At 63.6% G+C, this 25,916-nt stretch carries 28 protein-coding genes; 11 read left to right on the top strand and 17 right to left on the bottom strand.

Translation table 11 applies throughout. From position 1 onward, the window contains the following. Positions 1 to 10: 10 nt before the first annotated feature. The 4 genes from pssA to IB267_RS09445 all read right to left on the bottom strand — a co-directional run bounded on the left by pssA (position 11) and on the right by IB267_RS09445 (position 5,628). Positions 11 to 844, bottom strand: coding sequence for a CDP-diacylglycerol--serine O-phosphatidyltransferase (gene pssA / locus IB267_RS09430; protein WP_192448282.1), 834 nt, complete (start codon positions 842 to 844; stop codon positions 11 to 13). 51 nt (positions 845 to 895) lie between these two features. Continuing rightward, a complete protein-coding gene (locus IB267_RS09435) occupies positions 896 to 1,594 on the bottom strand; it encodes a phosphatidylserine decarboxylase (RefSeq protein ID WP_192447378.1) in 699 nt (232 codons plus the stop codon). A 178-nt stretch (positions 1,595 to 1,772) separates the two neighbouring features. Beyond that, positions 1,773 to 3,659, bottom strand: a complete 1,887-nt coding sequence (locus IB267_RS09440) for an ABC transporter ATP-binding protein/permease (RefSeq protein ID WP_192447379.1) — start codon at positions 3,657 to 3,659, stop codon at positions 1,773 to 1,775. Between the two features lie 205 nt (positions 3,660 to 3,864). Beyond that, positions 3,865 to 5,628 carry a LysM peptidoglycan-binding domain-containing protein gene (locus IB267_RS09445; protein ID WP_192447380.1) on the bottom strand — a complete coding sequence of 588 codons (1,764 nt, stop codon included), beginning with the start codon at positions 5,626 to 5,628 and terminating at the stop codon, positions 3,865 to 3,867. Between the two features lie 243 nt (positions 5,629 to 5,871). Here IB267_RS09445 and IB267_RS09450 point away from each other — a divergent pair, with 243 nt between their 5' ends. Beyond that, positions 5,872 to 6,492, top strand: a complete 621-nt coding sequence (locus tag IB267_RS09450; RefSeq protein WP_192447381.1) for a TIGR00730 family Rossman fold protein — start codon at positions 5,872 to 5,874, stop codon at positions 6,490 to 6,492. A 67-nt stretch (positions 6,493 to 6,559) separates the two neighbouring features. On the opposite strand, the gene rarD is transcribed toward IB267_RS09450, so the two are convergent. The 8 genes from rarD to cysS all read right to left on the bottom strand — a co-directional run bounded on the left by rarD (position 6,560) and on the right by cysS (position 13,675). Beyond that, positions 6,560 to 7,492 carry an EamA family transporter RarD gene (gene rarD / locus IB267_RS09455; RefSeq protein ID WP_043616557.1) on the bottom strand — a complete coding sequence of 311 codons (933 nt, stop codon included), beginning with the start codon at positions 7,490 to 7,492 and terminating at the stop codon, positions 6,560 to 6,562. Between the two features lie 217 nt (positions 7,493 to 7,709). Beyond that, a complete protein-coding gene (cimA, locus tag IB267_RS09460) occupies positions 7,710 to 9,326 on the bottom strand; it encodes a citramalate synthase (protein WP_192447382.1) in 1,617 nt (538 codons plus the stop codon). Positions 9,327 to 9,350: 24 nt separating this feature from the next. Next, on the bottom strand, positions 9,351 to 10,319 hold the full coding sequence (gene pip, locus IB267_RS09465; protein ID WP_192447383.1) for a prolyl aminopeptidase: 969 nt from the start codon (positions 10,317 to 10,319) through the stop codon (positions 9,351 to 9,353). 2 nt (positions 10,320 to 10,321) lie between these two features. Beyond that, a complete protein-coding gene (locus IB267_RS09470; protein WP_043616566.1) occupies positions 10,322 to 10,843 on the bottom strand; it encodes a GFA family protein in 522 nt (173 codons plus the stop codon). Further along, positions 10,816 to 11,292 (bottom strand): GFA family protein, encoded by a 477-nt coding sequence (locus IB267_RS09475; protein WP_192447384.1) that lies wholly within the window; start codon positions 11,290 to 11,292, stop codon positions 10,816 to 10,818. Before IB267_RS09475 ends, IB267_RS09470 begins: the two co-directional genes overlap by 28 nt. After that, positions 11,289 to 11,780 (bottom strand): GFA family protein, encoded by a 492-nt coding sequence (locus IB267_RS09480; RefSeq protein ID WP_192447385.1) that lies wholly within the window; start codon positions 11,778 to 11,780, stop codon positions 11,289 to 11,291. The genes IB267_RS09475 and IB267_RS09480 overlap by 4 nt, the downstream gene beginning before the upstream one ends. A gap of 12 nt (positions 11,781 to 11,792) precedes the next feature. After that, entirely contained in the window at positions 11,793 to 12,176 is a 384-nt protein-coding gene (locus IB267_RS09485; RefSeq protein ID WP_192447386.1) for a VOC family protein, read from the bottom strand. Positions 12,177 to 12,283: 107 nt separating this feature from the next. Then, the gene (gene cysS / locus IB267_RS09490; RefSeq protein ID WP_192447387.1) at positions 12,284 to 13,675 is read right to left on the bottom strand and encodes a cysteine--tRNA ligase; all 1,392 of its coding nucleotides are present in this window, start codon (positions 13,673 to 13,675) and stop codon (positions 12,284 to 12,286) included. 414 nt (positions 13,676 to 14,089) lie between these two features. On the opposite strand from cysS, the gene IB267_RS09495 reads away from it, so the two are divergent. Further along, positions 14,090 to 14,233 carry a hypothetical protein gene (locus IB267_RS09495; protein WP_192447388.1) on the top strand — a complete coding sequence of 48 codons (144 nt, stop codon included), beginning with the start codon at positions 14,090 to 14,092 and terminating at the stop codon, positions 14,231 to 14,233. A 20-nt stretch (positions 14,234 to 14,253) separates the two neighbouring features. Here the strand turns inward: IB267_RS09495 and IB267_RS09500 are convergent, their stop codons facing one another. Next, entirely contained in the window at positions 14,254 to 15,033 is a 780-nt protein-coding gene (locus IB267_RS09500; protein ID WP_192447389.1) for an SOS response-associated peptidase, read from the bottom strand. A gap of 58 nt (positions 15,034 to 15,091) precedes the next feature. Between IB267_RS09500 and IB267_RS09505 the strand changes: the two genes are divergently transcribed. The 9 genes from IB267_RS09505 to IB267_RS09545 all read left to right on the top strand — a co-directional run bounded on the left by IB267_RS09505 (position 15,092) and on the right by IB267_RS09545 (position 20,775). After that, on the top strand, positions 15,092 to 15,565 hold the full coding sequence (locus tag IB267_RS09505) for an NUDIX hydrolase (RefSeq protein ID WP_192448283.1): 474 nt from the start codon (positions 15,092 to 15,094) through the stop codon (positions 15,563 to 15,565). Further along, a complete protein-coding gene (locus tag IB267_RS09510) occupies positions 15,562 to 16,014 on the top strand; it encodes a TIGR02301 family protein (protein ID WP_192447390.1) in 453 nt (150 codons plus the stop codon). Before IB267_RS09505 ends, IB267_RS09510 begins: the two co-directional genes overlap by 4 nt. A 158-nt stretch (positions 16,015 to 16,172) precedes the next feature. Further along, a complete protein-coding gene (locus IB267_RS09515; RefSeq protein WP_089043914.1) occupies positions 16,173 to 16,442 on the top strand; it encodes a hypothetical protein in 270 nt (89 codons plus the stop codon). Positions 16,443 to 16,457: 15 nt separating this feature from the next. Continuing rightward, on the top strand, positions 16,458 to 17,252 hold the full coding sequence (locus IB267_RS09520) for a hypothetical protein (RefSeq protein WP_192447391.1): 795 nt from the start codon (positions 16,458 to 16,460) through the stop codon (positions 17,250 to 17,252). Between the two features lie 156 nt (positions 17,253 to 17,408). Continuing rightward, positions 17,409 to 18,257, top strand: coding sequence for a folate-binding protein YgfZ (locus IB267_RS09525; protein ID WP_192447392.1), 849 nt, complete (start codon positions 17,409 to 17,411; stop codon positions 18,255 to 18,257). Continuing rightward, positions 18,254 to 18,862: a YfbR-like 5'-deoxynucleotidase gene (locus IB267_RS09530; protein WP_192447393.1), complete on the top strand. Its 609-nt coding sequence runs from the start codon at positions 18,254 to 18,256 to the stop codon at positions 18,860 to 18,862. Before IB267_RS09525 ends, IB267_RS09530 begins: the two co-directional genes overlap by 4 nt. A 1-nt stretch (position 18,863) precedes the next feature. After that, entirely contained in the window at positions 18,864 to 19,403 is a 540-nt protein-coding gene (locus IB267_RS09535) for a tyrosine phosphatase family protein (RefSeq protein WP_192447394.1), read from the top strand. Further along, positions 19,339 to 20,373 carry an NAD regulator gene (locus tag IB267_RS09540; RefSeq protein WP_192447395.1) on the top strand — a complete coding sequence of 345 codons (1,035 nt, stop codon included), beginning with the start codon at positions 19,339 to 19,341 and terminating at the stop codon, positions 20,371 to 20,373. Before IB267_RS09535 ends, IB267_RS09540 begins: the two co-directional genes overlap by 65 nt. Positions 20,374 to 20,529: 156 nt before the next feature. After that, positions 20,530 to 20,775 carry a hypothetical protein gene (locus IB267_RS09545; protein ID WP_192447396.1) on the top strand — a complete coding sequence of 82 codons (246 nt, stop codon included), beginning with the start codon at positions 20,530 to 20,532 and terminating at the stop codon, positions 20,773 to 20,775. Between the two features lie 12 nt (positions 20,776 to 20,787). On the opposite strand, the gene nadC is transcribed toward IB267_RS09545, so the two are convergent. The 4 genes from nadC to IB267_RS09565 form a co-directional block, all read right to left on the bottom strand. Further along, positions 20,788 to 21,696, bottom strand: coding sequence for a carboxylating nicotinate-nucleotide diphosphorylase (nadC, locus tag IB267_RS09550; protein WP_192447397.1), 909 nt, complete (start codon positions 21,694 to 21,696; stop codon positions 20,788 to 20,790). Positions 21,697 to 21,745: 49 nt separating this feature from the next. After that, entirely contained in the window at positions 21,746 to 23,344 is a 1,599-nt protein-coding gene (locus IB267_RS09555) for an L-aspartate oxidase (RefSeq protein WP_192447398.1), read from the bottom strand. 55 nt (positions 23,345 to 23,399) lie between these two features. Beyond that, positions 23,400 to 24,479, bottom strand: coding sequence for a quinolinate synthase NadA (gene nadA / locus IB267_RS09560; protein WP_043616689.1), 1,080 nt, complete (start codon positions 24,477 to 24,479; stop codon positions 23,400 to 23,402). A gap of 173 nt (positions 24,480 to 24,652) precedes the next feature. Next, positions 24,653 to 25,891 carry an MFS transporter gene (locus IB267_RS09565; RefSeq protein ID WP_192447399.1) on the bottom strand — a complete coding sequence of 413 codons (1,239 nt, stop codon included), beginning with the start codon at positions 25,889 to 25,891 and terminating at the stop codon, positions 24,653 to 24,655. Positions 25,892 to 25,916: the final 25 nt, after the last annotated feature.

Here is a 25,916-nt window from a genome sequence, read left to right on the forward strand (position 1 = left end):
TTGGTCTCGGTCAGTCCTTGTCGCCCGGCAAGCCGTCGCCGCCGGTCGAAGGATGGACCGGCCAGTCGCCGCCATACTTGCGCTGCCAGGAGCGCGCGCCGAAGGGCAGCGTGATCAGATAGCCGAGCGCCGTTACCGCCATCGTTTCCCAAGTATAGGTCATCAGCGTCGCGACGTAGAAGACGACGCCGAGGATGGCCGGCAGGACGAGATCGCGGCGAACGCGGCTGTTTTCCGACTTTCCGGACCAGACCGGCAGGCGGCTGACGAGAAGGAAGGCGATCAGCACCGTATAGGCCGACGCAATCAGCGCGAAGGTGCGCTCCGGAGCAAGACCCAGGAGACCCAGGTATACCGGCAACAGCACGAGCATGGCGCCTGCGGGTGCCGGCACGCCGACGAAGTATTCCGACTGCCAGGACGCCTTGACCTGGCGCTCCGCCATGACGTTGAAGCGCGCGAGCCTCAGACCCATCGCGATCGCATAGACCAGAGCCGCGATCCAGCCGATCGAGCGCGCCTGGTCGAGGATGAAGACGTAGAGCACGAGGGCCGGCGCGACACCGAAGTTGATGATGTCGGCAAGCGAATCCATCTGGCCGCCGAAGTTCGACGTAGCCTTCAGGGCGCGCGCGACGCGACCGTCGATGCCGTCGAGAAAGGCGGCGAGCAGCACCATGGCAACGGCAAGCTCGATGCGGTTTTCAAAGGCGAGCCGGATGCCCGAAAGACCGGCGCAAATCGCGAGCACGGTGATGAGATTGGGGATCATCAGCCGCAGCGGGATCTCGCGCAGCCGAGGGCCGCGCGCGGTATCGCTCGAGCCGTTGGTGTCCTCGGACATCTGCGGCGCTTCGATCGGTTTTTGCTGTTCAGAGCCTTCCATGGACACTCCTTATGCGCGGCGGCTGATGACCGGGCCCTTGGCCGAGCCAAACTCGGCAAGCACCGTTTCACCGGCAACGGCGGTCTGCCCGACGCTGACGCGCGGCTCGGCACCGGCCGGCAGGAACACGTCGAGGCGCGAGCCGAAGCGGATCAGGCCGAAACGTTCACCGGCCTCCAGCGAGCCGTTCTCATACTTCCAGCACAGGATGCGGCGGGCAACGAGGCCGGCGATCTGAACGACGCCGATGGCGCCGTGCTTGGTGTCGATCACCAGACCATTGCGCTCGTTCTCTTGGCTGGCCTTGTCGAGCTCGGCATTGACGAACTTGCCGGCGCGATAGGCGACGCGGGTGATGGTACCGGCCATCGGCGCGCGGTTCACGTGGCAGTTGAACACATTCATGAAAACGGAGATGCGCAGCATCGGTTCCGAGCCTAGGTTCAATTCTTCCGGCGGCAGGACCGTTGCGATCGACGAGACGCGGCCGTCAGCCGGGCTGATCACCAGATCGTCGTCAAGCGGCGTCATGCGCTCGGGATCGCGGAAGAAGTAAGCGCACCACGCGGTCAGCACGAAGCCGATCCACATCAACGGCTCCCACAGGAAGCCAAGCACCAGTGACACGACGAAGAAGATCGCGACGAAGCGATACCCTTCCTTGTGCACCGGAACGAGCGTGTTGCGGATCGTATTGACCAGGCTCATGAACTCTACTCCAGATTTTCCGTGGAACGTGATCGTTTTCTATAAGTTAGCGCGGGATGCGGACGGAAAACCGCAAACGCATTTCCTGCCCCCGCTCTAGCGCGAAATGTCCCGGCGGGCAACGCCGCCCGCCCGGTAGCGACAAAACGCGTCGCGCTCAGCAAAGAAAAAGACACCATCAAACCGCCGGCTCGCCACGCGTGACGATGCCGAGATCGTCGCTTTCGCGCACGCGCTTCAGTTGCTCTTCTGCCTGCGTCGCTTCGCGCTGGCGGCTCCACATCGAGGCATAGAGACCGTTGCGGTCGATCAGTTCGCCATGGGTGCCGCGTTCGGCAATGACGCCGTCCTTCAGCACAATGATCTCGTCGGCGTTGATGACGGTCGAGAGCCGATGCGCAATCACAAGCGTCGTGCGGTTGCGCGACACGACGTCGAGGGCCGACTGGATCTCTTGCTCCGTGCGGGTGTCCAGTGCGGACGTCGCCTCGTCGAGGATCAGGATAGGCGGGGCTTTCAGGATCGTGCGGGCGATCGCGACGCGCTGCTTCTCGCCGCCCGAAAGCTTCAGGCCTCGCTCGCCGACCATGGCCTGGAAGCCCTCCGGCAGCGTGCGGATGAACTCGGCGATCTGCGCGGCTTCGGCCGCCGCCTCGACTTCGGCTTCGCTCGCCGAAACGCGGCCATAGCGGATGTTGTAGGCGATCGTGTCGTTGAAGAGCACCGTGTCCTGCGGCACCATGCCGATCACCGAGCGCAGGCTCTTCTGCGTCACTGTGCGCACGTCCTGGCCATCGATGGTGATCGCCCCTTCCTGCACGTCGTAAAAGCGATAGAGCAGCCGCGAGAGCGTCGACTTGCCGGCACCGGAGGGCCCGACCACGGCAACCGTCTTGCCGGCGGGCACCTCGAAGGTGATACCCTTCAGGATCGGGCGCGCCGCATCATAGGCGAAATGCACGTCCTTGAAGGCGATGGCGCCCTTGCCGATGACAAGTTCGCTCGCATCCGGGCGATCCACCACTTCGGCACGCACGTCGAGCAGATCGAACATATGCTCGATGTCGGTGAGCCCCTGACGGATTTCGCGGTAGACGAAGCCGATGAAATTGAGCGGGATCGCAAGCTGGATCAACATGGCGTTGATGAAGACGAAGTCACCCAGCGTCTGTTCGCCGCGCTGAACGGCCAGCGCCGACATGATCATCATCACGGCCGTGCCGGCGCCGAAGATCAGCGCCTGGCCGAAGTTGAGCCAGCCGAGCGACGTCCAGACCTGGGTCGCCGCCGCCTCGTAGCGTTCCATCGACTTGTCGAAGCGACGGGCTTCCATCTCCTCGTTGCCGAAATACTTGACCGTCTCGAAGTTCAGCAGCGAGTCGATCGCCTTGGTATTGGCGTCGGTGTCGCTGTCGTTCATCGAACGGCGGATGGCGATGCGCCAGTCGCTCGCGCGCACGGTGAACCAGATGTAGAGCCAGACGGTGACGGCGGTGACGAGGAGATAGCTGAAGCCGTAGCCCCACCAGAAGATCACAGCCGTCAGCAGGAACTCGATCAGGGTCGGCACGCTGTTGAGGATCGTGAAGCGGACGATCGTTTCGATGCCCTTGGTGCCGCGCTCGATGACGCGCGAAAGCCCGCCGGTGCGCCGCTCCAGATGGAAGCGGAGCGACAACTGGTGCATGTGTATGAAGGTCTTGTAGGCGAGTTGCCGCACGGCATGCTGGCCGACGCTTGCAAAAAGCGCGTCGCGCAGCTGGTTCAACCCGGCCTGCAAAAGGCGGGCAAGGTTATAGGCAAGCACCAGCATGACCGCGCCGGTCATGAACACGGGCAGAAAGCCCAGGACATCCGGCTTGCCGTTCAGCGCATCGGTTGCCCATTTGAAAGAATAGGGAACAAGGATCAGCACGACCTTGGCGATGATCAGAATGACCGTTGCCCAGATCACCCGGAGCTTAAGATCGGCCCTGTCCGACGGCCACATGTAGGGCCACAGATTGGCGATCGTCTGCAGGGGATTGCTGGTATCGGCCGAAACGGTTTTCTTCTGGGGTGCCACGTTCTGATCCGCTCTTACGTTTGCGCGCTTGGAGGCAGATTGTCGCGCATCCAAGCTCTGCGCCGAGCCTTCCCTGTAAACGAAGACCTCAGGCGCCGTCATCACCGTTCAATGAAAAGCGGCGCCCTGTCGAAGGCGCCGCCCTTGGTCGGGAGATAGGCATCCGCCGCAGCCGCCGCAATGTCGGCGGCCGCAGATCGGCTGCTTATTGCTCTTGTTTCATGTGCTTCTTGTGAATTTCCCGCGATTCTTCGTCCGGCAGCGCCTTGTCCGGCACGCCGAAGACCTGGCCCGGACGAATGCGGTCCGGGTCCTCGATCTGATCCTGGTTGGCGAGATAGATCGTGGTGTAGCGCAGGCCCGCGCCGTAGACGCGGCGCGAGATCTGCCACAGCGTGTCGCCGCGGCGGATGATCACCGAACTCTTGCTCTCCTTGAGCGGAGCCTGCTCGAGCGTCTGGGGCTGGTCGGGCGATGCTGCAACAGCTGCGGTCTCGGTCGCCGGCTGTGCCGGTGCGGCATCGTTTACAACCGCGCTCCCAGCACCCATCGCCTTTGCCAGTTCACCCGGCGCCGGGGCATTGTCCTTCGGCTGAGCCTTCTCGGGTGACGCCGGCGTGGCGCTGCCCTGCTCGGCCAGGACCGCACCGACGGTCGCATCAACCTTGGTAAGGGCCGCCGCCACGCTCGACGGGTCCTGAGGCGCTGCCTTCAGCGCCGCGAGCGCACTGGCCGCGGCCTTTGCGGCCCGCGTCGCCGAGGCGACGAGCGTCTGATCGGAATTGTCGGCAAGACGGAAATCCGCAAGCGACTTCAACGCGATCTCGGTCGCCGAACGGGCGGCAGCCAGCTGCTCGCCGTTCGGGACCTTGCCATTGGCATAGAGCCCCTTCAAGAGCGCCAGCGCCTTTCCAGCTTCCGCACGCAGGCCATCGAGACCGGCGGTTGCCGACGGCGTGCCCGAAGGCGCTACGGCCGCAACCTGCGATCCTGCGGGCCGGTCGAAGGGAACCGAGGCGCGCATCACGACCTTGGTGCCGTCCTCGTTCAGCATGTCCGCCCGGATGATGTGGCTGCCCACCGTCAACTCGATCTGACCGTCGACGACGAAGTGGCCCCTGTCGTCGGCCTTCATTTCGCCGACGAGCCTGTCGTCGGCATAGACGCGCACCAGGGCACCGGCCTTGGCACTGCCGGCGACGAACATCTTGCTGCCTTCGATCTCGACCGCGCTCACCTGCAGGCCCGGAACGCCGGAAAGCTGCGCCGGCGCCGTGGCGGCATCGACCGCCTGCGGCGTTGCGGAAGCAACCTCGGCCGGCTTGAGGTCCGCAGCCGCGACTTCCTCCGCCGCACCCGGCGTCGTGATCAGACGGCTCGCCGTACCCGGCTTCGAGACCATGGCAAGCAATTGACCGGACGGATCCTTGGGAACGGAAACGGTCGCGACTTCCTCGGAGCTCTTCACCGCACCGTTTTCACCGGTGCTGCGCAGTGTGAGCTGATGGTCGCCCGCCGGAAGGGGATTGTCGAAGACCGCGGCAAAGTCGCCGGTCGCGCCGACATCGGCTGTGCCGACCACGGTGTCGCCGCTGAGGATCTCAAGCTTCGAATTCGGCTGGGCGTGGCCGGCGATCACCGTCGAGCCATCGGGCTCAACGCGCAGCACGTCGAAACCGGGAAGGGCAGGATCCGTCGCAGGCGCGTTGGCGGCGGTCGCCGCTTCGGCCTTCGGCTGCTCCTGCTGCGGCACAGCATCCGTCTTGGCGGTCTCGGCAGAGGCGCCGGTCGCCTGCGGTCCACCGGTCGCGGGCGTCGCCTCGGTCGACTGCGTCGCGGTGCCTGCCGCCTGATCGGCCGCCGGCTTCTTGCTGTCGCCGCGCAAGTTCGGTTGAATTACGAATACCATCAACGCTGTTGCTGCCACGAGGACAGAAATGGCCACCCAGCCGGCCTTATTTTTGATCATGCCACTCTCCACACGGAGCGGAGCAACGCTCCGCGCATGCCCTCTCATCGGCCTGCGGTGCGGGCTTGCGCCGTCATTATAGCGCAACAGCAAGCAACTCGTCCGATTTCTTCAATCAATCACTGAAATTGCTAGCGATTCGCGATTCGGCATACAAGCAGCCGAAGGGGCGGCAACCCGCAGAAAGCCGGGTTTCCCCTCATTTTTCTTGACCCATGCTGCGCTGCAATGTTTTTTGAGGGCATGAGCACCGAGAACAGCACGATTCGATCCATCTGCGTCTACTGTGGTTCACAGCCGGGACGTGACAATGCCTACATGGAAGCCGGGCGCGCGCTTGGCCGATCCATCGCCGATCACGGGCTTCGCCTGGTCTATGGCGGCGGCACCCGCGGCATCATGGGAGCGGTCGCCAGCGGCGTGCTTTCCAACGGCGGCGAAGTCACCGGGATCATCCCCGAATTCCTGATGGACAAGGAAGCGACCCGCCATTCGCTCGGCCAGCTGAACGAGCTGATCGTGACGGCCGACATGCACGAGCGCAAGCATACGATGTTCGAACGCGCCGACGCTTTCGTGGCGCTGCCCGGCGGCATCGGCACGCTGGAAGAGATCGTCGAGATCATGACCTGGGCGCAGCTCGGGCGTCACCGCAAACCGATGGTCTTCGGCAACATCAACAATTTCTGGAGGCCGATGATGGACCTCCTGCAGCACATGCGCGAGGAAGGCTTCGTCCACACGGCGCATCTCGTGCAGCCGCTTGTCGTCAATGACGCGGCCGACATCGTGCCGACCATCCTGGCGGCCGCTGGCGGCGGCAACGGCCGTGAGGGCGAAACCGAGATCATCTCCAAGCTTTAAGAAACGCATTCGGCCAACAAAAAAGGCGCGCCACCCGGTGCGCCTTTTTTGATTCTATCGATTGGCCTTATTCGGCGGGGCTTGCCTGCAGGGCGCGGCGCGCCCTGCTTTCCGCCAGCATGGCGCCTGTATAGATCACCAGCGCCGCCCAGATCAGGCCGAAGGCGATGAGCTTCGCCGTGCCGAAGGGCTCGTGGAAGACGAAGACGGCGATCACGAAGATCATCGTCGGCGCGATGTACTGCATGATGCCGATCGTCGACAGGCGCAGGAGCTTGGCGCCGTTGGCGTAGATCATCAGCGGCACGGCCGTGACGATGCCGCAGGACAGCAGCCACAGGACGTCGGCCATGCCGGTGTCACCGAAATGTCCCTGCCCCGTCGTCTCCAGCCAGATGATGTAGCCGATGGCCGGTACGCTCAAAAGCAGGACTTCCAGGAAGAAGCCCTGGTTGGGGCCAACCGGCAGGGTCTTGCGGAAGAAGGCATAGAAGCCCCAGGACAGGCAGAGGCCGATCGACACCCAAGGCAGACCGCCGGCATCGAACGCAAGCACGGCAACGGCGGAGGCAGCGAGCGCGATGGCAACCATCTGCGCCGGGTTCGGCCTCTCCTTCAAAAGCACGGCGCCGAGAAAGATCGAGAAGAGCGGATTGATGTAGTAGCCGAGCGCGGTTTCGATGGCGCGGCCCGCACCGATTGCCCAGACATAAATGCCCCAGTTGATGGTGATGAGCACGGCGGTCAGGGCGGCCATGCACAGCATGCGCGGCGAGCGCAGTGCCGCCTTGATATCATCGGTGCGTCCGAGCCAGAGCAGAACGAGACCCGCGAGCGGCACCGACCACACGATCCGGTGCGCCACGACTTCCGGCGCCGGAATATGAGCGACAGCCTTCATGAAGAAGGGCAGGAAGCCCCAAAGCAGATAGGCGGTCAGCGCGAAGGCAAAGCCTTTCGCGGAATCGGTATTTTCGGCGGGTGCTTTCGGCTCGGCCATATCATCTTTTCCTGGTGTTTTGCCGGAGAGCCCTGGCGGCAATGGCCGCTCTCCGGTCAGAAGGGAGGGCACAGCCTGTCAGCCGGCACGATCTCCCATTGGTGCGTACTACCCCAATGGCCGGTGATGCACCAATTCATTTCCGTGAAGGGAGAATGAGTTTTGCTCACCCTCTCCCATGCCCAGTCCATCAGCGTTTATGGACCGATCGTCGAGATTACTCGGCTGCGATCAGTCCGACGTGGTCGCGGTTCTTCAGAAGCTTGAAGACGATACTGTCCATCAGCGCTTGGAAAGACGCATCGATGATGTTGTCGGAGACCCCCACGGTCCACCAGCGCGCGCCCGTTCCATCGGTCGATTCGATCAGAACGCGGGTGATCGCCTCGGTCCCGCCATTGAGGATACGGACCTTGTAGTCCGCAAGCTCCAGATCTTCGATTTCCGACTGGTACTTGCCGAGGTCCTTGCGCAGCGCCAGGTCCAGCGCGTTGACCGGGCCGTGGCCTTCGGCAACCGACATCATCGTCTCGCCGTCGACCACCACCTTCACCACCGCTTCCGAGACGGTCTTCAGATGGCCGTTGGCATCGAAGCGACGCTCGACCATCACCCGGAAGCTTTCGACATGGAAGAAATCCGGCACCGTGCCGAGGATGCGGCTGGCGAGCAGCGCAAAGCTCGCATCCGCGCCTTCGTAGGCATAGCCGGTCGCTTCGCGTTCCTTGACGATGGCGATCAGCTTGTCGAGCTTTGGATCATCCTTGCTGACAACGATGCCGCGACGCTTCAAGGCGTTGATGAAATTGGCCTTGCCGCCCTGGTCGGACACCATGACCTTGCGAAGGTTGCCGATGCTCTCGGGCGCCACATGCTCATAGGTGCGCGGATCCTTGAGCAGCGCCGAGGCGTGGATACCGGCCTTGGTGGCAAAGGCCGACGCGCCGACGTAAGGGGCCTGCTGGTCGGGCGAGCGGTTCAAGAGTTCGTCGAAGGAATGGGCGAGCTTCGTCAGCTCCAGCAAGCGATCGGCGTCGATCGCCGTTTCGAAGCGGCTGGAGTAGGTCTCCTTCAACGCCAGCGTCGGGATCAGCGTGACGAGATTGGCGTTGCCGCAACGCTCGCCAATACCGTTCAGCGTTCCCTGGATCTGCCGCACGCCGGCCTCCACCGCCGCCAGCGAATTGGCGACCGCCTGGCCCGTATCGTTATGCGCATGGATGCCGAGATTGGCACCGGGCACGCCGGCAGCGATCACGGCGGCGACGATCTCGCGGACCTCCGGCGGCTGCGTGCCGCCATTGGTGTCGCAGAGCACCACCCAGCGCGCGCCGGCGGCAAAGGCCGTGTGCGCGCAGGCAAGCGCATAGGCGGGATTGGCCTTGTAGCCGTCGAAGAAATGCTCGCAATCGACCATCGCCTCGCGGCCCGAGGCGACCACCGCCTCGACCGAGGCGCGGATGTTGTCGAGGTTCTCCCCGTTGGTGCAGCCGAGCGCCACTTCGACGTGATAGTCCCAGCTCTTGGCGACAAGACAGATAGCGTCGCTTTTCGCCGCCAATAGAGCTGCGAGGCCTGGGTCGTTCGACGCGGAAACCCCGGCGCGCTTGGTCATGCCGAAGGCGACGAAGGAGGCCTTCTGGGTTCGCTTGCGCCCGAAGAACTCCGTGTCGGTCGGGTTCGCGCCGGGATAGCCGCCTTCGATATAGTCCATGCCGAACTGATCGAGCAGGCCGGCAATCGCAATCTTGTCCTCGACGGAAAAGTCGATGCCGGGCGTCTGTTGCCCGTCTCTCAGCGTCGTGTCGAAGAGGTAGATGCGTTCCCTGGTCATGGCTCTCGTCCAAAAATGCTCTGTTTAGTTTTGCTCGGTCTTGCCTGCGAACTGGTCCGTGGTGCGGATCAGCCGATCGAGGATGCCGGGCTCGGAATAGGCGTGGCCTGCGCCTTCGATCAGATGAAGCTCCGATCCCGGCCAGGCCTTATGCAGTTGCCAAGCGTATTTCGCCGGGCACGGCATGTCGTAGCGCCCATGGATGATGACACCTGGAATGCCGTGCAGCCGGTGGGCGTCGCGCAGCAATTGGCCCTCTTCCATCCAGCCGGCATTGACGAAGAAGTGGTTCTCGATCCGCGCGAAGGCGTCAGCATAATCGTCGTCGGCGAAGGGCGCGCTGGTTGCAAGTTCCGGCAACAGCGTGATCGTCTCGCCTTCCCAGATGCTCCAGGCCTTGGCGGCCTCAAGGCGCGTCGCCTTGTCGTCGCTCATCAGGCGGCGGTGATAGGCCTGCATCATCTCGTGGCGCTCGTTCTCGGGAATGGGCGCGATGAAACGCTCCCATTTGTCCGGGAACATTTCCGAGACGCCGAACTGGTAGTACCAGTCGAGCTCGGCCCTGGTCAGCGTGTAGATGCCGCGCAGCACCAGTTCGGAAATCCGTTCCGGGTGCTTCTCGGCATAGGCGAGCGCCAGCGTCGATCCCCAGGAACCGCCGAAGACCAGCCACCTGTCGGCGCCGGCCATCTCGCGCAACCGCTCGATATCGGCGACGAGATGCCAGGTGGTGTTGGCTTCGATCCTGGCATTCGGCGTCGACTTGCCGCAACCGCGCTGGTCGAACAGCGTTACGTCGTAGAGTGCCGGATCGAACAGACGGCGGTGGCTCGGCGAGATCGTGCCGCCGGGCCCGCCATGCAGGAAGACGGCGGGCTTCGCGCCCGGTGTGCCAGCCTTCTCCCAATAGATGGTGTGGCCGTCGCCGACGTCGAGATGGCCCGACGCGTAGGGCTCGATTTCCGGATAAAGCATACGCAGAACACTCGTCATTTTCAGTCTTTCGTGAGCGGCCAGTGCACGGTGTCGTAGTCGGGATGCTGGCGGTTGGTTTCGAGAACGATCAGATGGCGGGTCGCCGAGACCTCGGTGCCATCATCCGTCTCCCTTGGCGGCAGGCCCGCGAGCCGCGAGAACCATATGACGCGGGATTCGACGCCGGACTGGTAGACGGGCTGCACGTCATCAGGGTCGTCGAGCGAGCCGAGCGCGATGTTGATGAAACTCTCGTCGGGCATATCGTAGAACAGCGGCGTGCCGCAATCGCTGCAGAAGCCTCGGCGCACCAGATGCGACGAGCGGAACCAGGACGGCTGGCCGCGGGTGATGTCGAACGTGTCGCGGGACGCATTGGCGAGCGGCATGAAGTAGTTGCCGGTCGCCTTCTGGCACATGCGACAATGACAGATATGCGGGTCCGAAAGCACGCCCTCGGCGCGGTAGCGCACGGCGCCGCATTGGCATCCGCCCGTATAGATGCGCGCGATGGTCACCGGAATGCTCCCGAAGGATGCCATTGGTCGGTCTCGTGGTCCGGGTGCTGGAACGAGATGATGCTTTCCTGCCTGGCGTAGAAATCCTGATCCTCAAGCACCGGCTGCTCGAAGATCGTCTCGACCCAGGGCAGACGCGAAGCGTGGTTGACCTGGATTTTCGGCGCAAGATCGGAACGATCGTCGAAGGTGCCGATGGCGATCTCGAGGCCGCCCGGATGCCGGTAGGTCATCGGCGTTCCGCATTTCGGGCAAAAGCCGCGGTCGATGTTGACCGAGGACTGGAAGTAGCTCGGCTCGTCCCGCACCCATTCGACACCATCCTTCGGCGCCGTCACCAGCGCCGAGAAGAATGAACCGAATTGCTTCTGGCACATGCGGCAATGGCAGATCGACGCGCGCCCGAGTTCCCCCTTGATCCGGAAGCGGACCGCGCCGCATTGGCATCCACCTGTTCGAACGTTTTCGGTCATCGCTTCTCCTCCGGGGGCCAGGTCTCGGTGTCATGGTCGGGATGCTGATAGCAAACGAGTTTCTCCAGGAACTCCACGGCGTCCGGGTCTTCCATCGTGTGAACACCGGGCAGCGCGGCCACGTGGTCGGTATAGGGCAACTTGCTTTCAATGCCCCATTGCACCGTTGGCGTGATGCCCTGCGGTTCGTCGAAAGCGGCAATCGCCAATGCCATGCCGTCGGGCGCCTCATAGGTCAGCGGCGTGCCGCAATCGCCGCAGAAACCGCGCCAGCCGAAATTGGACGACTGGTAGCGCTTGCGCTCGCCGCGCGTCCAGGTGACATGCGCGCCGCCGACGGAAACCAGCGGCAGGTAGAAATTGCCGCTGGCCTTCTGGCACATGCGACAATGACAGACCGACGCATCGCCGAGCCTGCCCTTGATGCGAAAACGCACTGCGCCACACTGGCAACCGCCTGTGTAATAGGGCCTGTTGTCCAGACTCATCGCAATCTCTCCTCAGCCCGGCGCGTGGCAGACGGCTTCGATATTGTTGCCGTCGGGATCGAATACGAAGGCCCCGTAATAGTCCGGGTGGTAGTGCGGTCTCAGCCCCGGCTTGCCGTTGTCACGCCCGCCGGCGGCCATTGCCGCTTGATGGAAGGCATCGACCTCGGCGCGACTGCGCGCCGAAAAGGCGTAGTGCCGGCCCGGCCCCGTTGCAGCCGTCTCATGCAGCCAGAAGACCGGCCGCTCGCGGCCATAACCGCCCACCTTGAGGCCGCCGGTGTGTTCCAGCGGCACCATCATCAGCAAGGAGGCACCAAGCGGAGCAAAGGCCTTGTCGTAGAACGACTGCGCCCGGTCGAAATCCGCGACGGGAATGCCCGTATGGTCGATCATCGCACGAACTCCTCTTTCATGCATGCGCTCCACTTTTCGCCGCCCTTTCAGATACCGTGTCCGAACCGATCAGATGGATCGGACAGGGCTCTATGCCTAGGCAGCCGTCACCGTTTGATATCCCAGGTCGTCACCCGCTCGCCGGTTGCCGGATCCTTGCCGTCCTTGAGCTGAACACCGCGCGCCAGCAGATCGTCGCGGATCTTGTCGGCTTCCGCGAAGTTCTTCGCCTTCAGCAGTTCCAGACGGGCCCGCACGCGGCTGTCGATGTCGCGGACCAGCCCCTCGTCGAGTTCGACCGCCTGCGGCACCACGCCGATCAACGCGGCACTTGCGGCAAAGGTCCCGAGCAGCTTCGGATCAGCCGCCGCCTTCTGGGCGAGCGCATGGACCGCCTGGACCGCCGCCACCGTGTTGAGGTCGTCGGCAAGTGCGGCGACCACGGCCGGATCGGCCTCACCCTTGGCGTCACCTGGGACCGGCCACTTGGAGAGCAGATGCTCTGCTTCTTCCAACCGCTTCACCGAAAAATCGATCGGTTCGCGATAGTGCGTCATCAGCATGGCGAGCCTCAGCACATCGCCCGGCCACTGGCGGCCGGCGAACTTTTCCGTGTGCAGCAGTTCGTAGATGGTGACAAAGTTGCCTTCGGACTTCGACATCTTGCGGCCTTCGACCTGCAGGAAGCCGTTGTGCATCCAGACATTCGCCATCACCTCGGTGCCGTGAGCGCAACGGGACTGGGCAATCTCGTTTTCATGGTGCGGGAAGATCAGATCCAGCCCGCCGCCGTGGATGTCGAAGACTTCGCCGAGGTAGCGGCTGCTCATGGCCGAGCACTCGATGTGCCAGCCGGGACGGCCCCTGCCCCACGGGCTTTCCCAGCCCGGTTCGTTGTCGCCAGAAAGCTTCCACAACACGAAGTCGCCCGGGCTCTTCTTATGCGCCTCGACGGCGACACGGGCACCGGCCTGCTGTTCGTCGAGATTGCGCTTCGAGAGCTGACCGTAATCGGCCATCGACTTGGTATCGAACAGCACCTCGCCACCCGCCTGGTAGGCGTGGCCCTTGGCGATGAGCTTTTCGATGATGTCGATCATCTGCGCGATGTTGTCGGTGGCCCGCGGCTGGACATCGGGGTCAAGGCAGCCAAGCGCCTTGGCATCGTCGAGAAACTGGGTTGCGGTCTTCTCCGTCACCCGCCGGATCGCGTCGTTGAGCGGCAGGGTCGGGTAGTCCCGCAGCGCCCGCGCGTTGATCTTGTCGTCGACGTCGGTGATGTTGCGCGCATAAGTGACGTGATCCGCGCCATAGACATGACGCAGCAGCCGGAACAGAACGTCGAAGACGATGACCGGCCGGGCATTGCCGATATGGGCATAGTCATAGACCGTCGGGCCGCAGACATACATGCGAACGTTGTCGGGATCGATCGGCTTGAACTCGATCTTCTCCCGCGTCAGCGTGTTGTACAGCTTCAGTGTCGGCGTTCCGCCCATTGCCATTCTCCAAGATGCATACGACCGTAAAATACCGCGCCCGGAAGGCCCGCGCGTTTGTCATCTTGGATTTTAGGAGACGAAAACGGCCAGGCCAGCGGAGCGCTAGCGAATAATGTTCCGGCAGATAATGCAGATAACCGTTTTCATGGCCTCACTTATCGCGCGTCACCCGATTTCGGTCAAGAGGTCAGCCGCATGCAAGTACAGCCGACTATCGAAAGGATTCCGCGGTCATGGATTTGTCATGATTAGGCTTATCTGAGATCGCCATGCGGAAAACAGATTCGCGGTGTAGTTGGTAACGCACCACGAAATCCTGTCTCCGGAGAGCAAGGAGGAGCGTCGCTTTCGTGAAGACGTGCGAAAGCGGCAGTGTATCCGGTTCGGGAAAGCATCAAGGAGTGAGTGCAAGTGAAAGCCGCAAAGACCAAAGACATCGTCAAATCCGCCAACCTCGTCGAACAGTATCGCCCACTCGGCCTGAAGGCCGTACTTGCCGCAGCGCTGCAGGTGAAGGCGAAGCCGGCTGGCAAGCTGACCAAGCGGCCGGCCTGACGCTTCCGACGCTCTTTTCCTTAAAAGAGAGACATCTGCCCGCCATCGGGCTCGGTCGGCTTGCTCTTGCGTTTTAGCTGGGCATCCGCGACGGGCCTGGGTGTGACGGCGTCCTGGATTTCGGGCCCGGTGTTGACGACCTTGTTGACCTTGTCCGAAACCGGGATCGCCTCGAAGTAGTCCTCCGCGACCGGGCCGAAGAGATCGGCAACCTCGCGCGGCTCCTGCGTCTTGCAGTCCAGCCAGCGGGCAAAATCCTCGGGCTGGATGACGACCGGCATGCGGTCATGGATCTGCCGGATCGAGGCGTTGGCGGCCGTCGTCAGGATGGCCGCGGTGTCGACCTCGGAGCCGTCGGCCGAGGACCAGGTTTCCATCAAACCGGCGAAGGCGACGATGCCGCCCTTCCTCGGACGCACCCAATAGGCCTGCGACGGCTCGCGGCTGCCCTTCGGCGGCCGTCGCCATTCGTAGAAGCCGGAGGCCGGCACAAGGACCCGCCGGTGCCGCATGGCTGCACGGAACGACGCCTTTTCGATTGCCGATTCGACCCGCGCATTGATCAACAGTGGAAAGTCGCGCGGGTCCTTGACCCAGCCCGGCATGAAGCCCCAGCGCACGAGCAGCGCCCGGCGCTCCGGCAGGTTGCTGCCGGGTGCCGCACGCTCGCCGGCCACGACAACCATGATCGGCTGGGTTGGCGCGATATTGAAGCGCGCCGGAAAGTCGTCGCTTTCCAGCAGGCTGAACAATTCCATTATTTCGTCGGGTGTCGCCGTCAGCGCAAAACGTCCGCACATGACATCGATGTGGCACTTCACGTAGGATGGGTCAACGCTACCGAGACGATTTGATTCCCTGATGCCGACCAAGCCCGAACTTGCTTCCTCCGTCATCCTCGAACGCGACAGCCGCTATCTGCTCGTCCGCCGGGCCAACCCGCCGTCGGCCGACATGTACGCCTTTCCGGGCGGCCGGGCGGAAGCGGGCGAGACGCCGGCGGAGACAGCACTTCGCGAATTGCTCGAGGAAACCGGCATCAAGGCGTGCGATCCGGTGCTGTTCGAAGTCTACGATCTGCCGGGCAAGGAGTCCGAAGGGCGACACTTCCTGCTGTCGGTCTTCAGGGCCGAGGCTGATGCCGACGCAGTTGCCGTCGCCAGCGACGACGCCGCAGAGCTCGGCTGGTTCACGGCTGACGAGATCTTCGCCCTGCCGATCCCCGACAGCGTGCGCGAATGTGTGGAAAGGCTCTCCGGCGCCGGAGCGAACGCCGCGACATCAGGCAACGGCCTTGAAACCGCCGCCAATTCGGGCTTGGTGAAATCATGATCCCTGTCCCGATCCTTACAAGGCTTACGCTCGCCGGCATCGCCTTGACAGTCGCCACTGGCGCGGCAGCGCAAAAATCACCGACGAAAGAGCCGGCCAAGACCGAGACCGCAGCCCCTGCCCCGGCCGCCGTGGAGGAAAAGCCGACGCCCTATGACCAGCGGCTGGTTCGGCTGTCCGAGATCCTCGGCTCCGTGCACTACCTCCGCAATCTCTGCGTCAAGGAACCGGAGGATGTCTGGCGCCGCTCGATGCAGGAACTGATCGACAAGGAAACCGCCACCGAAATCAAACGGCGCGAGCGGATGACGGCCGCCTTCAACCGCGGGTATCGCACCTTCGCATCCGTCTATACGAGCTGCACGGGGCCTGCGATCGTCGCCGAACAGCGATATCGTGCCGAAGGGGCAACACTTGCGTCAGAAATCGTCGCCCGCTTTGGAAATTAGCAATAAATTAACCTCTTTTCTCACGACCCCGTGTCGTTTCGGGAAAAGGCTGCTAAGTTCGTTAAGAGAGTGGTAAGAAGTGGCGAGTCCGTCACGGCCGTTCAGTCGGAGTTCAGCCGAACGGCCATAAAATGAACCGCTTGCACAATGGAAGTCGCATGGAACGAATGATGGAACCAAGCCTGACCGACATCGATGACATGATCGTCCACGAGAAAATGCAGGCTGCGCTGGAACACCAGAGCGAGGCCTGGGCGGACGGAATGGCCGACGGTATCGAGCCGGAAATCATCGCCGATGCAGCCATTGCCCTTGCCATGCGGGAAACCGTTCGGCTTCATGGCGAAGACGGCGCCGAAGCAATGCTCAATTCGCTTCGCGAGCGCGTGCTCGCCGGCGAGTTCTCGCCCCAGCGCACGATTCAGTAATATCAGGACTGCCCGATGCATCGGAATCTCGCAAACCGGACCCTTCCGGTTCGCCTCGCTACACTGCTGTTGGCCGGTGTCGCCTTGACCACCCCGGCAGCGGTTTCTCCCGCCTTCGCTCTCAGCGAATTGCAGGGCGCGCCACAACCCGTCCCGGCCGAGCAACAGCCTGCCGCCGGCGACCAGAAAGCGACGCCGCCCGTAGCCGAACCCGTTGCCGAACAACCGGATGAGGAAGAGAAGCTTCCGCTCGAAATCCCGATGCCCGATCCGCTGATCAACAAGTCGGCGACAGCCACCAAGGAAGACGCTCCCGAAGCCGAAGAGCCGGAGCAGACCGGGCCTGTCGAAGTGCTGACCGACGTCTCCAAGATCCCAGCGCCGGTCGCCCGCATGCGTGAGCTGATCGTCGAGGCAGCGGCTTCCGGCGATATCGAGCGGCTGCGCTCGCTGCTCGGCAAGGGCCCGAACCAGACCCAGGTCACCGGCGTCACCGGCGACGAAGACCCGGTCTCGATCTTGAAGAGCCTTTCGGGCGACCAGGAAGGCGTCGAAATCCTCGCGATCCTGCTCGACGTGCTGTCGACCGGCTTCGTGCTGGTGGACAAGGGCACGCCGCAGGAGGTCTATGTCTGGCCCTATTTCGCGGAAAAGAAGCTTTCGACACTGACCGCACCGGAAAAGGTCGACCTGTTCCGGCTGGTCACCGCCGGCGACTTTGCCGACATGGAAGAATTCGGCAGCTACAACTTCTATCGCGTCGGCATCATGCCGGATGGCAAGTGGAAATTCTTCATCGCCGGCGACTGAGCGCCGGCGACCTGCTTGCCGATCATCGCCGAACATCCTACCTCTTCGCCAAGAGATCGCCGGTGGGACCGGGGCCCGAGTCGGCCGCGGCCATCCAGGTGATCGTTTGCTAGGTTAGCGCGGGATTCTCCCCTCCCGTCGAACAGGATTCGAACGATGCCCAGAGTTCGCCTCGACGATCGCGCGATCGTCGCCATTTCCGGCAAGGACGCCGAAGATCTTCTCCAGGGACTGATCACCACCGACCTCGACGCGCTTGCGCCCGACGAGGCACGTCCCGGCGCTCTGTTGACGCCACAGGGCAAGATCCTGTTCGAGTTCCTGATCTCCCGCGACGGCGACGGCCTACGGTTGGAAACGGCACATGACCAGGCCGAAGCGCTGCTGAAGCGCCTGACGATGTACAAGCTTCGCTCGGCAGTGGAGCTTTCGATCAAGACATCCGACGCCGTTACCGTGATATTCGACGAAGCAGCACCGACAGATGCCTATCGCGACCACCGTTTCGAGAAGGCGGGCATCGCGCTCTTTCGCGCCTATGGGGAAGCCACCGGCGACACGGCCGGCGCAGAAGACCTCGAACGCCTGCGGATCGCGGCGGGCATTGCCAATGCCGGCGCCGATTATGCGGTGCAGGACGCCTTCCCCCATGATGTGCTCATGGACAAGAACGGCGGTCTTTCCTTCAAGAAGGGCTGCTATGTCGGCCAGGAAGTGGTGTCGCGCATGCAGCACCGCAGCACGCCGCGCCGCCGGGTCGTGATCGTTTCTGCCGACGCCGCCCTTCCCCCGACGGGAACGACGATCACCGCGAACGACAAGTCGATCGGCACGCTCGGCACGGTACAGGGCAAGTCGGCACTCGCGATCGTGCGCATCGACAAGGCCGGCGAAGCGATGGCGAACGGCATCCCGCTGCTTGCCGGCGACGTGCTGGTGACATTGGTCCTGCCCGAATGGGCCGGGCTCACCTTCCCGACGTCTGCCGACGAGGCGAGCGCGTGACGACGGCCCGCGCCTGGCAGCGCATGCTCTCCGGCCGCCGGCTGGACCTGCTCGACCCGTCGCCGCTCGACGTCGAGATCGGCGATATCGCCCACGGTCTCGCGCGCGTCGCCCGCTGGAACGGGCAGACCGCCGGCGACCATGCTTTCTCGGTCGCCCAGCACAGCCTGATGGTCGAGGACATTTTTCGCCGCAGCAACAAATGCAGCAGCGACGATTGCCTGTTGGCGCTTTTGCACGACGCGCCGGAATACGTGATCGGCGACATGATCTCGCCGTTCAAGGCGGTGGTCGGCGGCGGCTACAAATCGGTCGAGAAGCGGCTGGAAAGCGCCATCCATCTCCGTTTCGGCCTGCCGCCGCATTGCTCCAAGGAATTGAAGGACAAGATCAAGAAGGCCGACCATGTCGCCGCCTATTTCGAAGCGACCGTGCTTGCCGGCTTCTCGGTCGAGGAAGCGCGAAAATTCTTCGGCCAGCCGCGCGGCATCACCCGCGAGACGCTGCTGATCGATCCCGTGCCGGCGGTCGAGGCGCAGCGGTTGTTCACCGAGCGGTTCCTGGCGCTGGAAGCGCAGCGCCTGCCTTCACGCGCGGAAATCTGACATGCCCGACATCATCGTTTCACCGCTTTCCCGCATCGCCGAAATGGCCGTCCGACATGGCTGCACGGAGATGATCAGCCTCGTTGCCAAGGGCCAGGACTTTCATCGCCCCGGCGTCATCGCCAAGGCGCGGCATCTCACGCTCGGCATGAACGACATCACCTTTGCCGGCACCGGCGACCTCATCGCGCCGCAGGAAGACCATGTCCGGCAGATCGTCGCCTTTGCGCGCGAATGGGACCGCGCACGGCCGCTCCTCGTTCATTGCTGGATGGGCGTCTCCCGCTCGCCCGCAGCCGCCCTCATCGCCGCGCTGGCGGCCGAGCCGGACCAGGACGACACGCAACTGGTGCAACGGCTGCGCCGAGCCTCGCCCTTTGCGACCCCCAACAGTCGACTTGTCGAGATCGGTGACGCCGTACTCGAGCGCAACGGCCGGCTCGTCGCCGCCGTTCGCGCGATCGGTCGCGGCGCGGATGCCGACGGCAACGCACCGTTCCTTCTGCCGCTTGCTTTCGAAGGAGCAGCCGTTGCCGATTGAGACACAGCCGACAACGGTCGAGATCGGCCTCAATGCGGCGATCGTCGCCGTGGTCAACCGCAGCCCGCGCATCCTCGCCGTCAGTGAAAGCGACGGCGACGCGCGCGACAGCCTGCCCTTTGGCCCCTTCGATCCGGCGCTCCACCGGACCTTTGAGACGAGTCTGCGCGATCGCGTCGAGAAGCGCACGGCGCTGAAGCTCGGCTACATCGAGCAGCTCTACACCTTCGGCGATCGCGGCCGCCAGCGGCTGCCGGGCGAAGAGGGCAAGCACATGGTCTCGGTCGGCTATCTGGCGCTGACCAGAACCGATGCCGAGAATACCGAGCGGCTGGCCGAGGCCGGCGCGCACTGGCGCGACTGGTACGGCTACCTGCCCTGGGAAGACTGGCGGCAGGGACGCCCGGCGGTGCTCGACCAGGCAATACTGCCAGCACTTGCCCGCTGGGAGACCGGCGTGTCCGGCGACGAGCAGGCCGCCCGGATTGCCGGGCGCCGGGCGCGCATTCGCCTGGCGTTCGGCCTCGGCGATTTTCCCTGGGACGAGGAGCGCGTGCTCGAGCGTTATGAGCTGCTCTACGAGGCGGGGCTCGTGCCCGAGGCGGCCATCGACGGCCGCGGCAACGGCAGCGACATTCTGACCGTCGGGCTGGCAATGCGCCACGACCATCGCCGCATCGTCGCCACCGCAATGGCGAGGCTGCGCGGCAAGATTAAATATCGGCCGGTCGTCTTCGAGCTGATGCCGCCCGAGTTCACGCTGACCGATCTGCAGGCAACCGTCGAGGCGATCTCCGGGCGCCACCTGCACAAGCAGAACTTCCGCCGCCTCGTCGAAGGGGCCGAGTTGGTCGAGCCGACGGGCATGACTCTCTCTTCGACCGGTGGGCGGCCGGCGGCCCTCTTCCGTTTCCGCCGTCAGATCCTCGAAGAGCGCCCCGCCCCGGGGCTCAAGGTCGGCGGGCGATGACCGTAGCCACCAATCCCTGAGCGGGACCGGCATCTAAAAACATCCGACGGCACGCCCTACATAGGAGGGATGATGCTATGATAGGTGCTGCGGGACGAGGCCGGACAGTCGCCACCTGCCGCCGAACGACCCGATATTTACGACGAGGTGACAACCATGCTGCTCGCACTGGCCTTTTTGACGTCGCTGCTCGGCACCTCGCCGCAATCGGGAACCGACGAGAAGCCGAAGATGCCCGACTACTTCAAGAACCAGCAGGGTGGTGGCATGCAGCCGCAGACCACCATCTGCAATCTCAACAGTCAGGACACGAACGGGCAGTTCCGGACCTGCCGCTATGATTGCGGCACGCAGATCACCGTTGGCGAACGCTTCTCCTGCCCCTTCATCATGCAGCGTTGATCTTTTCTCTGGCTATTTGTTGATGGCGATGTCGAGACCGATGTCGAGCGTTGGTGCCGCCATCGTGATCTTCGAGGTCGAGATGTAGTCGATGCCGCTCTCGGCGATTGCCCGCACCGTATCGATCTTGACGTTGCCTGAAGCCTCCAACCGGGTCCGGCGCGCATCGACCGCATAGACGTCGGCAGAGAGCTGCCAGTGCGCCCGGTTGATCGCAACGGCCTCGCGGAGCAAGTCTGGCCCCATGTTGTCGAGCAGGATGACGTCGGGTTGGGCCGTCAGCGCCTCGCGCATCTGGTCGAGGCCATCGACTTCGATCTCGATCTTGACGAGATGGCCGCAATAGGCGCGCGCCGCGTGGACGGCGCTGGCGACACCGCCGGAAACGGCGATGTGGTTGTCCTTGATCAGCACCGCGTCATCCAGCCCGTAGCGGTGATTGGAGCCGCCGCCCAGACGCACAGCGTATTTCTCCAGCGCACGCAGGCCCGGGATAGTCTTGCGGGTGCAGCAGACCTTCGCACGCGTGTGGGCGATCTCGTCGGCGAATTTCGCCGTATAGGTGGCGATGCCCGAGAGATGCATGAGGAAGTTGAGGCCGACGCGTTCGGCCGACAGCAGGCCGCGAGCGCGACCGGAGATCCGGGCGATTGCCGTATCCGGTTTGACCCGGTCGCCGTCCGCCACCAGGGCTTCGAAGCGGATCGACGGATCGACCAGACGGAAGGCTGCACGCGCGAGCTCCAGTCCGGCAATGACGCCGGGATCGCGCGCATTCATACCGGCCGTTGCCGTCAGGTCCGGCCCGATCGTCGAAAGCGTCGTGATATCGCCGGCGCGGCCGAGATCCTCAAGCAGTGCCGCGCGCACCTGATCCTCGATCATCAGTGCGGGCAGTTCGGGGCGGAGGGCTGCTGTCATCGTGTCACTCATTCCAAGGTTCAATTCGAAAGCGGCCGACCTGGCTGCCTCAGGCTGCTTCCGTCTCTGCCAGTTCACGCGCCAGGCGATTGGCCTCAGCGAGCGTCAGATAGGTGCGGCGACGCCATTCCGGGCGTTCCTGCGGGCAGTCGGCGCGGAAGTGACCGCCGCGGCTTTCGGTGCGCCGCAGCGCGCCGACGGCGATCAGCTTGGCGGTCGTGATGATGTTGGTGAAGCGCATGCGGGTGTTGTCGCGCTCGAGCTGCTGGATCTCGCGGATCGCCCGCACCAGGCTTTCGCGCGTGCGGATCACACCGACGCAGTCGCTCATGACCTTGCGCAGGATCGTCAGCTGAGGGCTGTCTTCGACCGTCACCGGATCGTCGTTCTCGCCGGCATTGTCGCCCCATTCGGCCAACTGGGGTGTCGGCAGCGTGCCCTTGATGTTTTCGGCAATACGCGCGGCAAAGACCACGGCTTCGAGCAGCGAGTTGGAGGCAAGGCGGTTTGCGCCGTGCACGCCGGTCGAGGTCACCTCGCCGGCTGCCCAGAGGCCATCGATCGAGGTGCGACCTTCGGCATCGGTGAGCACGCCGCCCATGTGATAGTGGACCGCCGGCACGACCGGGATCGGCTGCGTCACCGGATCGATCCCGGCCGCCATGCAGGAGGCATAAACGGTCGGGAACATCTCGGGGAAATGCTTGCCGACCGCCTTGGTGCAATCGAGGAAAGCGCCGCGTCCGGCCTGGACTTCGGCGAAGACCCCGCGCGAAACGATATCGCGCGGCGCCAGCTCGCCGTCCGGATGGATGTCCAGCATGAAGCGATGGCCGGCGGCGTTCAGAAGCTGGGCGCCGTCACCGCGCAGCGCCTCGGTCGCAAGCGGCGCCGGGTCCTTGCCGATGTTGATAGCGGTCGGGTGGAACTGCACGAATTCCGGATCGGCGATGATAGCGCCTGCACGCGCAGCCATGCCGAGCCCCTGCCCGCAGGCCTCCCACGGGTTGGTGGTGACCGCATAGAGGTGGCCAACGCCACCGGAGCAGAGCACGACGGCGCGGGCCGGGAAAGCCACGCGCTTCTTCGACTGTCCGGCATCCGGGCGCGCAATGACGCCGGAGATGAACCGGCCTTCGCGCACCAACTCCTCGACCACATAGCCTTCGATCACGCGGATCGACGGCGTCCGGCGGACGGCGGCAATCAGCGCTTCCATGATCGCCTTGCCGGCCATGTCGCCCTTGACGCGGACGATGCGGCGCTCGGAATGCGCCGCCTCACGCGAGAGCAGCAGCTTGCCTTCGAGATCCCGGTCGAATGGCACGCCATAGTCGAGCAGATCGTGAATGCGCGCCGGGCCTTCGGCCACCATCATGCGCGTCATCTTCTCGTCGACGATGCCGGCACCGGCGGCAAGCGTATCGGCGACGTGTTTTTCGAAGGTGTCGCCGGGGCTCATGGCGGCGGCAATCCCCCCTTGCGCCCAGGCCGACGAGGCGCCATGGCCGATCGGGGCTGCGGCAAGGATCGTCACCGGCCTCGGGCTCAGCTTCAGCGCGCAGAAGAGGCCGGCCAGGCCGCCACCGACGATGACGATGTCGTCAATCCCGTTGAAGGATTGCGGGCGGAAATGGTCGGTCAGCATGATTCATTCTCCTCCAATGCGCATGCCTGCATCCGGTGTGAGCCGGTTGAAATTGTTACTGCTTGAGGTTCACCATGCGCTCGACCGCAAGGCGGGCGCGATCGGCAATCGCGGGATCGACGAGAACCTCTTCCGTCATGGTCAGCAGGCTGTCGAGGATCTTCGGCAGCGTGATGCGCTTCATGTGCGGACAGAGATTGCACGGTTTGACGAACTCGACGCCTTCGATCTCCGCCTGGATGTTCGACGCCATCGAGCATTCGGTGACGAGCAGCACCTTCGACGGGCGGTTGTCCTTGACGTAGTTGATCATGCCCGACGTCGAGCCGGCGAAGTCGCAGACGGCGATTACGTCCGGATGGCATTCCGGATGGCCGATGATCTCGATGCCCGGATTGGCTTCCTTGTAGGCGAGCAGTTCGGCGGCGGTGAAGCGCTCGTGCACCTCGCAGTGGCCCTTCCAGGTCAGGATCTTCTTGTTGGTCTGGCGCGCGACGTTCATCGCCAAATATTCGTCAGGGATGCAGAGAACCGTATCGGATTCCAGGCTCTCGACGACATCGAGCACGTTCGACGAGGTGCAGCAGATGTCGGTCTCGGCCTTCACGTCGGCAGACGTGTTGACATAGGTGACGACGGGAACGCCAGGGTAGCGCTGCTTCAACAGGCGGACATCGGCGCCGGTGATCGATTCCGATAGCGAGCAACCTGCCTTGGCGTCGGGGATCAGCACGGTCTTTTCCGGGCTCAGCAGCTTGGAGGTTTCGGCCATGAAGTGCACGCCGCACTGGATGATGATCTCGGCATCGACCTTGGCGGCATCGCGCGCCAGCTGCAGCGAGTCGCCGACGATATCGGCAACGCAGTGGAAGATATCCGGTGTCTGGTAATTATGCGCGAGGATGACGGCGTTGCGCTCCTTCTTCAGCCGGTTGATGGCGTGCACATAGGGCGCATAGACCGGCCACTCGATCGCCGGAATGAAATCCTTGACCTTCTCGTAAAGATGCTCGGTTTCGCGCGCGACCGCCGGCGTAAAGGCAAGCTCGGGTCTTTCGATGATGCCGAAGCGCTCAGCGGCGCTGACAAAAACCGGTTTCGCCACGGTCGCGGTGCGGGGTGCAAGGCGCGTCATCGACATCTCCTCTCCGCCCCTCTTCCTGGGCGGCTCTTCAATTATGCTCAATCTGAGCATAATTGAACCAAAACAAAAGCGGCAAAGCCGCATGGGTTGATTTAGAAAGTTTTGTGACAGAATTCAAGAATAGAAGCGCCGCTTTTCGCGGCGCCTCTGATTTTCGTTTGCGTTCAGCCCATGGCGGGGCGTGCCACGCCTTTCTCCTCGATCGGCCAATGGACGATTGCCGCGAAGATGCCAAGCGCTACGCCGAGCCACCACACCGGATCGTAGGAACCGAAGTGGTCGTAGAGGTAGCCGCCCATCCACACACCCAGGAACGAGCCGACCTGGTGCGACAGGAAGACGATGCCGCCGAGCAGGCCGAGGTGCCGTGTGCCGAACATGATCGCGACCAGCGCATTGGTCGGCGGCACCGTCGAAAGCCAGAGCAGGCCCATGACAATGGCAAAGACGATGACCGAGGTCGGCGTCTGCGGCAAAAGCAGGAAGGCCGTCACCGCCACCGAACGCGCGATATAGATCAGCGCCAGGAAATAGGGCTTCGAATAACGCTGGGCGATGAAGCCTGCCGACAGCGAACCGATGATGTTGAAGAAGCCGATCAGCGCCAGCGCAATCACCGCGTAACGCGCGTCGATGCCGATATCGCCGATATAGGCCGGGAAGTGCGCGGTGATGAAGGCAACCTGGTAGCCGCAGACGAAGAAGCCTGAAACCAAGAGCAGGTAGCTCTTGTGGCCAAGCGCTTCCTTCAGCGCCTCGCCGATCGACTGCTTGTACTGAGCCTCGCTCTGGCGGCCGGAGGACGCGTTGCCGCGCAGCGGGATCGCGAAGAACGGCACCAGCAGCATGAGGACACCGAGATAGACCAGGCTGTCCGACCAGCCATAGGCGGAGATCAGGCCCTGGCTGAGAGGCGCGAACAGGAACATGCCGGCCGAACCGGCCGCCGTGCAGATGCCGAAGGCAAGCGAGCGCTGATGCGGCGTGACATTGCGGGCAAAGGCGGAGAGCAGAATGCCGAAGGAGCCGGAGCCCACCGCCATGCCGACGAGCACGCCGCCGCCGATGTGCAGCCAGATCGGCGCATCGGCAAAGGCCATGATGAACAGGCCTGCTGCGTAGAGAAGGCCCGACATGGCAAGCACTCGCCACGTACCGAACTTGTCCGCGATCGCACCGAAAAACGGCTGGCTCAGGCCCCAGCAGAGGTTCTGCAGCGCCATGGCAAGGCCGAAGGTCGTCCGGTCCCAGCCGGTATCGGCAAGCATCGGCAGCTGGAAAAAGCCCATCGCCGAGCGCGGGCCGAAGGTGAGCATCGCGACGACCGAGCCGGCCGCAATGATCAGCCAGGGCATCTCCTGGCGGGCACTGGACGGCGCGGATGCTCCGGAAACAGCGGACATGGAATCTCTCCGATTGATGGAGCGC

The organism is Ensifer sp. ENS09 (assembly GCF_014852425.1).
Taxonomy (GTDB): Bacteria; Pseudomonadota; Alphaproteobacteria; order Rhizobiales; family Rhizobiaceae; genus Ensifer.

Coding starts and splice junctions, on each gene's coding strand:
- IB267_RS09520 (WP_192447391.1), top strand. CDS start 16,458: ATGCATCGGAATCTCGCAAACCGGACCCTTCCGGTTCGCCTCGCTACA.
- rarD (WP_043616557.1), bottom strand. CDS start 7,492: ATGGCCGAGCCGAAAGCACCCGCCGAAAATACCGATTCCGCGAAAGGC.
- cysS (WP_192447387.1), bottom strand. CDS start 13,675: ATGGGCGGAACGCCGACACTGAAGCTGTACAACACGCTGACGCGGGAG.
- IB267_RS09475 (WP_192447384.1), bottom strand. CDS start 11,292: ATGACCGAAAACGTTCGAACAGGTGGATGCCAATGCGGCGCGGTCCGC.
- IB267_RS09535 (WP_192447394.1), top strand. CDS start 18,864: ATGCCCGACATCATCGTTTCACCGCTTTCCCGCATCGCCGAAATGGCC.
- IB267_RS09450 (WP_192447381.1), top strand. CDS start 5,872: ATGAGCACCGAGAACAGCACGATTCGATCCATCTGCGTCTACTGTGGT.
- IB267_RS09435 (WP_192447378.1), bottom strand. CDS start 1,594: ATGAGCCTGGTCAATACGATCCGCAACACGCTCGTTCCGGTGCACAAG.
- IB267_RS09565 (WP_192447399.1), bottom strand. CDS start 25,891: ATGTCCGCTGTTTCCGGAGCATCCGCGCCGTCCAGTGCCCGCCAGGAG.
- nadA (WP_043616689.1), bottom strand. CDS start 24,479: ATGACGCGCCTTGCACCCCGCACCGCGACCGTGGCGAAACCGGTTTTT.
- IB267_RS09555 (WP_192447398.1), bottom strand. CDS start 23,344: ATGCTGACCGACCATTTCCGCCCGCAATCCTTCAACGGGATTGACGAC.
- IB267_RS09540 (WP_192447395.1), top strand. CDS start 19,339: ATGCCGACGGCAACGCACCGTTCCTTCTGCCGCTTGCTTTCGAAGGAG.
- IB267_RS09510 (WP_192447390.1), top strand. CDS start 15,562: ATGATCCCTGTCCCGATCCTTACAAGGCTTACGCTCGCCGGCATCGCC.
- IB267_RS09500 (WP_192447389.1), bottom strand. CDS start 15,033: ATGTGCGGACGTTTTGCGCTGACGGCGACACCCGACGAAATAATGGAA.
- IB267_RS09470 (WP_043616566.1), bottom strand. CDS start 10,843: ATGGCATCCTTCGGGAGCATTCCGGTGACCATCGCGCGCATCTATACG.
- IB267_RS09525 (WP_192447392.1), top strand. CDS start 17,409: ATGCCCAGAGTTCGCCTCGACGATCGCGCGATCGTCGCCATTTCCGGC.
- IB267_RS09515 (WP_089043914.1), top strand. CDS start 16,173: ATGGAACGAATGATGGAACCAAGCCTGACCGACATCGATGACATGATC.
- IB267_RS09445 (WP_192447380.1), bottom strand. CDS start 5,628: ATGATCAAAAATAAGGCCGGCTGGGTGGCCATTTCTGTCCTCGTGGCA.
- pssA (WP_192448282.1), bottom strand. CDS start 844: ATGTCCGAGGACACCAACGGCTCGAGCGATACCGCGCGCGGCCCTCGG.
- IB267_RS09545 (WP_192447396.1), top strand. CDS start 20,530: ATGCTGCTCGCACTGGCCTTTTTGACGTCGCTGCTCGGCACCTCGCCG.
- cimA (WP_192447382.1), bottom strand. CDS start 9,326: ATGACCAGGGAACGCATCTACCTCTTCGACACGACGCTGAGAGACGGG.
- IB267_RS09485 (WP_192447386.1), bottom strand. CDS start 12,176: ATGATCGACCATACGGGCATTCCCGTCGCGGATTTCGACCGGGCGCAG.
- pip (WP_192447383.1), bottom strand. CDS start 10,319: ATGACGAGTGTTCTGCGTATGCTTTATCCGGAAATCGAGCCCTACGCG.
- nadC (WP_192447397.1), bottom strand. CDS start 21,696: ATGACAGCAGCCCTCCGCCCCGAACTGCCCGCACTGATGATCGAGGAT.
- IB267_RS09480 (WP_192447385.1), bottom strand. CDS start 11,780: ATGAGTCTGGACAACAGGCCCTATTACACAGGCGGTTGCCAGTGTGGC.